The following is an 8,124-nucleotide window of genomic DNA, read 5'->3' on the forward strand; positions in this document are numbered from 1 at the left end:
TTTCGGGGAAAGCGCTTTCCCGAACGGTACGACCGCGCCACTGAACACGTCAAGTGGCGCGGCCCGGCCCGTGGCCGCCGCGATCAGAGCTCGTTGCCCAGCCGGGACAACGCCTTGGCCAGGGCATGCGCGGTCAGCGAGAGCTGCCAGCGCCTGGCGCCCAGCTCGCGCAGCCGCTCGGTCACGCTCTCGCCGGTGATCTGCGCCGGCGGCTCCCAGGTGAGCCTGCGCACCGCGTCGGGCTGCAGCAGGTTCTCCGTGGGCATGTGGTGTTCCTCGGCGAGCGCGGCCACCACCGCCCTGGCCGCGGCCAGCCGCTTGGCGGCCGCCGGATCGCGGTCGGCCCACCGGTTCGGCGGCGGCGGGCCCTCGCCGGCCGTGCTCGGCTGCGGGAGCTGGCCGTCGGGGAGCTGGCGGGCGCGGGTGACCGCGGCGAGCCAGTCGCCCATGTGCCTGCGGGCGCTGCGGCCGGTGAAGGCCGAGATCTCGGTCAGCGCCTTCTTGGTGCGCGGGCCCTCCAGCGCGGCGGTGACGATCGCGGCGTCGGGCAGCACCCGGCCGGGGGCCAGGTCGTTCTCGCGGGCGATGCGGTCGCGCATCGTCCACAGCTCGCGCACGATCGCCAGCGCGCGCACGTTGCGCACCTTGTGGATGCCGGACGTGCGCCGCCACGGATCGGACCTGGGCGCCGGCGGCGGGGTGCCGAGCACGGCGGCGAACTCCTCGCGCGCCCACTCCAGCTTGCCGCTCTCGTCCAGCTCCCGGTGGAGCACGTCACGCAGCTCCACCAGCACCTCGACGTCGAGCGCCGCGTAACGCAGCCAGTCTTCGGGCAGCGGCCTGGTGGACCAGTCGGCGGCCGAATGGCCCTTCTCCAGCCGGAGCCCGAGCACGGTCTCGACCATCGTGCCCAGGCCCACGCGCTCGTAGCCGAGCAGGCGGCCGGCCAGCTCGGTGTCGAACATCGTGCGCGGCTTGAAGCCGACCTCCATCAGGCACGGCAGGTCCTGGGACGCGGCGTGCAGCACGATCTCCGCCTCGGCCACCGCCGCGTCGAGCGCGGACAGATCGGGGCAGGCGATCGGGTCGATCAGCGCCGTGCCCGCGCCGGCGCGGCGCAACTGCACCAGGTAGGCGCGGTTGCCGTAGCGGTAGCCGGAGGCGCGCTCGGCGTCGACGGCCACCGGGCCGGAGCCGGCCGCGAAGGACTCCACCGTGCGCGCGAGCGCGTCGGCGTCGGCGATGACCGGCGGAATGCCCTCGCTCGGTTCGAGCAGTGGCACGACGGTACGTTCTTCTGTCACGAGTTCACCGGCCTCATGACGTATGTGCTGTGTTGACTTGTGCCCTCACTTCGTTCGGTCACTCTCCGGATCATCACGTCGGCGGGGCAGGGCTGCCACGTCCGGTGGGAGCGGCGGGATCCCCGCCGCCAGGCACATGAGGTCGCACCAGGCGGCGACATGGCCGGAGAGGTCCTCCTGGGCCGGAGACCACGAGGCCCGCAGTTCGAGCTCGGTGGTGACCGGGTCTTCGGCCTTGTTGCCGAACCCCTCGGACACGGCTCTAGTCACGGTACCGCCGGCGGCGGAGTAGTCGGCTTGATGCGCGTCGAGAGCCTCGGTCAGCCAGCTCCAGGCGACGGGCCCGAGCAGCGGGTCGGAGGTGATCTCCGGCTCCATGTCGGCCCGGACGTAGGCCACGAGCCTGAAGGGGCCCTCCCAGCCGCGCTGGCCGTCGGGGTCGTAGAGCAGGATCAGCCTGCCGACCGCCAGCTCGTCGTCGTCGCGGTAGACGGACGCGCCGATGGCGGCCGAGTACGGCGCCAGCCGCTGCGGCGCGGGCAGGTCCTCGAGCTCGATCTCCGGCCTGACCTCGGCCGGCCGCAGGCTCTCCACGGCACGCGTGAACGCGGCGGGCGGCGGCGGCTGGTCACCGAGGGTCATAGCCGAAGCGTAGGTCGAAGGTGGACGGAAGGGGACCACGGGGGTGCTCATCCTTGAAGATCAAGCCGCTGCCGTAACCAGCTGGCGGACCGGTCGGACGGACTCGGCCAGGCCGAGCAGGATCGCGTGGCCGCATTCGAGGCAGGCCCACTCGGGGCACTGGCCCGTTTCGTGCCCGTCGAGGCAGGGCGGCTGCTCGAACAGCCGCTCGCCGGCGCAGGAAGCACAGTAGTCACTGCGGTGCTCCGGGGAACTCCACAACGCGCTCATCGCCCTTGTCATCGCACTGCGGCCTTTCTTCGGGTCGTGGCTCCGACGTTGGCACGAGCCGCTGACAATTCCCCGCATCGCGCTCGGCGTGTCCTGAAAGTGGTCGGTGAATCGGTGCCGCGCGGTGGCTTGGCGAACATTTGGTCCAGCCGAGACCGGCTCTCTGGCGACCCATGGCAAGCGTTCGACCCGCAGGTGACGCCGATGGCGGGCAGACCGGTAAACCTTCATCGGCCTATCTGATCATGATTTTGGGTCTCCAATGCATATTTTTCCGACACCTCGCGCCGGTGTCGGGGGCGACCCACGGCCATGGCACCCTTGGAGGGTGAACCTCGCCGACTCCGCGTTCCTGCGCGCCTGCCGACGCCAGCCCGTCCCGCACACCCCGGTCTGGTACATGCGCCAGGCCGGCCGCTCGCTGCCCGAATACCTGAAGGTGCGCGAGGGTGTGCCCATGCTGACCGCGTGCGCGACGCCGGAGCTGATCGTCGAGATCACCATGCAGCCCGTCCGCCGCTACGGCGTCGACGCGGCCATCTTCTTCAGCGACATCGTGGTGCCGCTCAAGGCCATCGGCGTCGACCTCGACATCAAGCCGGGCGTCGGCCCGGTGGTGGCCCAGCCGATCCGCGACGCCGCCGGCCTCGACGCGCTGCGCCCGCTGGAGCCCGGCGACCTGCCGTACGTCACCGAGGCCATCCAGGCGCTGGTCGGCGAGCTTGGCGGCACGCCGCTGATCGGGTTCGCCGGAGCGCCGTTCACGCTCGGCTCGTACCTGATCGAGGGCGGCCCGTCCAAGAACCACGACCGCACCAAGGCCATGATGTACGGCGAGCCCGAGCTGTGGCACGCGCTGATGGGCCGGCTGACCGACATCGTCCTCGCGCACCTGCGCATCCAGGTGGCGGCCGGGGCCTCGGCGATCCAGCTCTTCGACTCGTGGGTGGGCGCGGTCGCCCCCGCCGAATACCGCGAGTTCATCCTGCCGCACACCCGCCGCATCTTCGAGGGCATCCAGCCGGACGTGCCGCGCATCCACTTCGGCGTCGGCACCGGCGAGCTGCTCGGCGTGCTCGGCGAAGCCGGGGCCGACGTCGTCGGCGTCGACTGGCGGGTGCCACTCGACGAGGCCGCCCGCCGGGTCGGCCCCGGCAAGGCGCTGCAGGGCAACCTCGACCCGGCCATCCTGCTCGCGCCCTGGGAGGTCGTCGAGCGCAAGGCGCTGGAGATCCTGCGGCGCGGCGAGTCGGCCGAGGGCCACGTGTTCAACCTGGGGCACGGCGTGCTGCCCTCGACCGACCCCGACCAGCTCAAGCGCCTGACCGACCTGGTGCACGAGCACGGCCGGGGCTAGCCGTCACACGGAGACGGGATCGGCGGCCGACCGGGCCGGCCCCTGGCCAGGCCCGTCGGGGCCGCCAGGACCGCCGGGTCCGCCGGGCCCGCCCGAGCCGCCCGGGCCGGGGCGCGCGCGGCGGCGACGACGGCGCGTCAGGTAGACCGTCAGCATGATCAGCGGCACGATGACGATCAGCCACGGCAGCAGCGTGCCGAGCACCGTCACGGCCTCCTTGGCGAACGCGACCAGCCCGCTCCAGCCCGACTTGAGCCCGCCGAGGAAGCCCGCGGGCTCGTCGGCCGGGTCCTCGACCACCGTCACCGGCCCGACCAGCCGCAGCGATACGGTCGCCATCGACACCTGCGTGGCCAGCTCCTTCTGCTGGGCCTGCAGCGACTCCAGGTCCGACTCGCGGCTGGAGATCTCCCGCTCCACCTGCAGCACCTGGCCCACCGTGGTGGCCTTGCCGAGCAGCGTACGCAGCGATTCGAGCGACTTCTCCGCCGACTTCACCCGGCTCTCGACGTCGGCGACCTGCAGCGTGACGTCCTGGGTGCCCTGGTTGAGCGAGAGCTGCTTGCCGACCTTGCCCAGCGCGGTGAGCACGTCGGCGTAACGGGCCGGCGGGACCTTGAACTCCAGCGTGGCCGAGGCCTCGCTGTCCTCGCCGGCGCTGGACTCCTCCTTCGACAGGTAGCCGCCGGCCCCGACGACGATCTGCTTGGCCTGCTGCGCGGCGGGGCCCACCTGCGGGGCCCGGACGGTCAGCGAGGCCGTGTAGATGACCTGCCGCTGCTCCTGCCGGACCACCTTGACGTTCTCGACGCCCGCCGGCTTCTTCTGCGGGGCGGCGGCGTCGTCCGCCAGGCCGCTGTGCCCGCGGGCCGAGTAGTTCTGGTCGGCCTGGGGCCCCGCGGCCGCGGCGGACTCGGGGAGCGGGGTGCCGGGCGCCCCGCCGGAGGCGGACGACAGCGAGGCGCCGCCCCCGCCGCACGCGGTCAGGAGCAGGGCCGCGCTGGAGGCGGCTAACGCTATGCCGTACCGGATTCTCCTCATGTCACGTAAGACGGACCGAGGATCAACCGGGTTTGACGGCGGACGTCACGTTAGGGTCACGCGTCGTGCACCCGCGACCGCGACCCGGGCGGGTGGGCGAGCCGGTGAGACGGTAGCGTCAGAAGGCGTGGAAGGGAATCGGGCGCACGTAGTCGTCATCGGCGGGGGGATCTCGGGGCTGGCCGCGGCCTGGTACCTCCGCCAGGGCGCGGGCGAGCGGATCAGAGTGACCGTGCTCGAAGGCAGCCCGCGCATCGGCGGGAAGCTGCACGTCTCGGAGGTCGCCGGGGTCGGCGTCGACGCGGGCGCCGAGGCCATGCTGGCCCGGCGGCCCGAGGGGAAAGAGCTGGCCAAGGCGGTCGGGCTGGGCGACGACCTGGTCTTCCCCGGCACCGCGAGCTCGGCGATCTACAGCAGGGGCGCGCTGCGGCCGATGCCGAAGGGCCAGGTCATGGGCGTGCCCGCGGACCTGGCCGAGCTGGCGAAATCCGGCATCGTCTCGCCCGGCGGGCTGCTGCGGGTGCCGCTCGACCAGATCCTGCCCGCCACGCTGGTGCGCACCGACGTGTCCGTGGCCGCCTACATCCGGGCCAGGATGGGCGGCGAGATCGTCGACCGGCTGGTCGAGCCGCTGCTCGGCGGCGTCTACGCGGGCCGCTCCGACATGTTGTCGCTGGAGGCCACGATGCCGCGCGTGGCGGCGCTGGCCCGCTCCGAACGTTCCCTGCTCAGCGGGGCCAGGCAGCTCGTCGAGGAGGCGCCGAAGGACGCCGGGCCGGTCTTCACCACGCTCAGGAACGGCGTCGGCACGCTGCCCGAGGCCGTGGCCAAGGCGTCGGGCGCCGACGTGCGCACCGGCGTCACCGTCCGCGAGCTGCACCGCACCGAGCGGGGCTGGCGGCTGGTGGCAGGCCCGGTGCCCAGGCCAGAGACGATCGAGGCCGACGCGGTGATCGTGGCCACGCCGGGCCCCGCCGCGAGCAGGCTGCTCAAGTCCGAGGCGCCCAAGGCGGCGAGCGAGCTGGCCCGCATCGAGTACGCCAGCATGGCCGTCGTCACGCTCGCCTACCCGCTCGACGCCTTCCCCGAGCCGCCCGGGCACAACGGCTACCTGGTGCCGCCGGTCGAGGGCCGGCCGGTCAAGGCCGTCACGTTCAGCTCGGTGAAGTGGCCGCACCTGACCGAGGACCTGGTGGTGCTGCGCTGCTCGATCGGCAGGATCGGCGAGGAGCAACTGCTGCAGCGTGACGACGACGAGCTGGTCGCGCTGGCCATCGCCGAGATGGGCGACGTGATGGGCGCCCGCGGCCTGCCGGTCGACAGCCGGGTCACGCGCTGGGGCGGCGGGCTGCCGCAGTACAACGTGGGCCACCTGGACCGGGTGGCCAGGGTGCGCGCCGCGGTCGCCGTCCAGCCCGGGCTGGCCGTGTGCGGCGCCGCCTACGACGGCATCGGCATCCCGGCCTGCGTCTCCACCGCGCGCACTGCCGCCGCCCGGATTCTTGACCACCTTGCCCAACGAGGAGAATGAAGGCATGACTGAGGGTGCTCCGCGGCTCAAGGCCCGCGATCTCAACCAGGTGATCCGCTACACCATGTGGTCGGTGTTCAAGGTGACCGAGCCGGTGCTCGGCAGCAGGGAGAACATCGGCGACGAGGTCGAGGCGCTGCTGGAGCAGGCGGCGGGCAAAGACGTGGTGACCAGGGGCCTGTACGACGTGGCCGGCTTCCGCGCCGACGCCGACTTCATGTTCTGGTGGCACGCTCCCACGCCTGAGGACCTGCAGGACGTCTACACCCGGTTCCGGCGTACCGACCTGGGCCGGCACAGCGAGCCCGTGTGGTCGGCGATGGCCTTGCACCGGCCGGCCGAGTTCAACAAGTCGCACATCCCGGCCTTCCTGGCCGAGGAGGACCCGCGCGCGTACGTGTGCGTCTACCCGTTCGTGCGCTCGCTGGAGTGGTACCTGCTCGACGACGCCGAGCGCAGGAAGCTGCTGGCCGAGCACGGGCAGATGGCCCGCGAATACCCCGACGTGCGCTCCAACACGGTGGCCTGCTTCGCGCTCAACGACTTCGAGTGGATGCTCGCCTTCGAGGCCGACGAGCTGCACCGCATCGTCGACCTGATGCGTCACCTGCGCGGCGCCGAGGCGCGCCTGCACACCCGCATCGAGATCCCCTTCTACACCGGCGTGCGCAAGCCGGTGCAGGACCTCGTCGCCGGCCTGCCGTAGCGAGCCGGGCCGCCGCCCTGCCGCTTCAGACGAAGTTGCCCATCCGACTGAATTTGCCCCATCCGGTTTGTCACAATCGGGAGAAATCCTCCGGCTCGGCTCGGTGACTGGGCCGGGTGGTGCGTTCCAAGGGGGCTCGGGTGGCACAGACCGAAGGGCAGGGTCGCGGACGGCACGCCGCGGGCCGCCGTCGCGCCGCCGGTCGCCATGGCCGCCGCCGGGCGGTGAACGGCCGGATCGTCGTGGTGGGGGCGTCCGCGGGTGTGCTGGCGCTGGTCGGCGGCCTGTTCGGGCTGCTCGGCCAGCACGACGGCGCCCCCGGCGGTGTGGTGAGCGCGGCGCGCCAGTCCGAGCCGTCGCACGGAGCGCCGGGCGGGCAGGCGGCGGCCGACGGTGCCGCGCGTCCTTCGGGCCGGGCGGCGGCCGGTGAGCCGCGGGCCGAGGCGCAGCCGTCGTCGGGCAAGCGGGAGCCGCAGAAGAAGGGCGAGGCGCCGGGCGCCGGCGCGCGGCCGCCGTCGGGCGAGCCCGTCCAGGGCACACCGGCGCCCGAGCACCAGCAGGCCATGACCGAGAGCGGGCCCGGCGAGGTGGCCGCCTACGTGGAGGACGGCGCGCCGGAAGCGGGCGGGCGGCCTGAAACGGGTGGGCGGAGTGGTTACAACGCGAAGGGCTACAAGGGGGACGGCCCGTCGCCGCACACCGACCGCAAGGCGGCCGACTACTTCCGCGCCACCTGGGGTGCCGGTGACAAGGCGAACAAGCGGCTCAAGGACATTCGCACCGTCGGAGGATATTTGCGCATTTATACCGATTTGCCGGAAACGGCGGACAACTCCTGGCAGGCGATCAAGCTGTGCGAGCGCGGCGTGGCGTATCTGAGGGGGATGGGCGTCGCGAACCCGGTCGTGTTCGTCCAGGCGGAGTTCGGCGAGAACGGCAACCCGGTGCTCGCCAACATCCTGGGACCGTCCGACAAGAACTGCCGCGTCACCTATCCCGCGCCGAACTGATCACCGGTCTCGACCGCTCAGCCTCGGCTGCTCAGCCTCGACCGCTCAGCGGACCCTGACCCGTGTCTTGCTGCACACGTGGCACCTTTGGGTGACGACCCGGCCGATGGCCTCGATCGTCACCCATCGGTGGCGAAAACGGCAGACAGGACGCACACAGGGCACCTACCCCGGGCACACGATCGATACGCGGCGTCGCCACCCGTGTACGCGGTGGGTTTACGGGCTGGGTTTACGGGCTGGGTTTACGGGCTGGGTTTTAC

General features: G+C 72.2%; 8 protein-coding genes. 4 read left to right on the plus strand and 4 right to left on the minus strand.

The genetic code is table 11. The annotated features are described in order from the left end of the window. Positions 1–83 precede the first annotated feature (83 nt). From HII36_RS04105 to HII36_RS04115, 3 genes are read right to left on the minus strand one after another with little or no spacing between them, the layout of a single operon-like run. Positions 84–1,304, minus strand: coding sequence for an HRDC domain-containing protein (locus HII36_RS04105; protein ID WP_173521665.1), 1,221 nt, complete (start codon positions 1,302–1,304; stop codon positions 84–86). Between the two features lie 45 nt (positions 1,305–1,349). Further along, the gene (locus HII36_RS04110) at positions 1,350–1,946 is read right to left on the minus strand and encodes a DUF3000 domain-containing protein (RefSeq protein WP_173521666.1); all 597 of its coding nucleotides are present in this window, start codon (positions 1,944–1,946) and stop codon (positions 1,350–1,352) included. Positions 1,947–2,006: 60 nt separating this feature from the next. Further along, the gene (locus HII36_RS04115; RefSeq protein WP_173521667.1) at positions 2,007–2,216 is read right to left on the minus strand and encodes a hypothetical protein; all 210 of its coding nucleotides are present in this window, start codon (positions 2,214–2,216) and stop codon (positions 2,007–2,009) included. Between the two features lie 328 nt (positions 2,217–2,544). On the opposite strand from HII36_RS04115, the gene hemE reads away from it, so the two are divergent. Then, positions 2,545–3,573 (plus strand): uroporphyrinogen decarboxylase, encoded by a 1,029-nt coding sequence (gene hemE / locus HII36_RS04120; protein ID WP_173521668.1) that lies wholly within the window; start codon positions 2,545–2,547, stop codon positions 3,571–3,573. 3 nt (positions 3,574–3,576) lie between these two features. On the opposite strand, the gene HII36_RS04125 is transcribed toward hemE, so the two are convergent. Beyond that, the gene (locus HII36_RS04125; RefSeq protein WP_173521669.1) at positions 3,577–4,614 is read right to left on the minus strand and encodes a DUF4349 domain-containing protein; all 1,038 of its coding nucleotides are present in this window, start codon (positions 4,612–4,614) and stop codon (positions 3,577–3,579) included. A gap of 127 nt (positions 4,615–4,741) precedes the next feature. On the opposite strand from HII36_RS04125, the gene hemG reads away from it, so the two are divergent. The 3 genes from hemG (at position 4,742) to HII36_RS04140 (ending at position 7,861) form a co-directional block, all read left to right on the plus strand. Then, positions 4,742–6,145 carry a protoporphyrinogen oxidase gene (hemG, locus tag HII36_RS04130; RefSeq protein ID WP_328807582.1) on the plus strand — a complete coding sequence of 468 codons (1,404 nt, stop codon included), beginning with the start codon at positions 4,742–4,744 and terminating at the stop codon, positions 6,143–6,145. 4 nt (positions 6,146–6,149) lie between these two features. Further along, a complete protein-coding gene (gene hemQ, locus HII36_RS04135; RefSeq protein ID WP_173521671.1) occupies positions 6,150–6,851 on the plus strand; it encodes a hydrogen peroxide-dependent heme synthase in 702 nt (233 codons plus the stop codon). A 140-nt stretch (positions 6,852–6,991) separates the two neighbouring features. Further along, complete coding sequence (locus HII36_RS04140) at positions 6,992–7,861, plus strand: hypothetical protein (protein WP_173521672.1); 870 nt, start codon at positions 6,992–6,994, stop codon at positions 7,859–7,861. Positions 7,862–8,124: the final 263 nt, after the last annotated feature.

The sequence above is a fragment of the Nonomuraea antri genome, from assembly GCF_013283785.1.
GTDB lineage: Bacteria > Actinomycetota > Actinomycetes > Streptosporangiales > Streptosporangiaceae > Nonomuraea > Nonomuraea antri.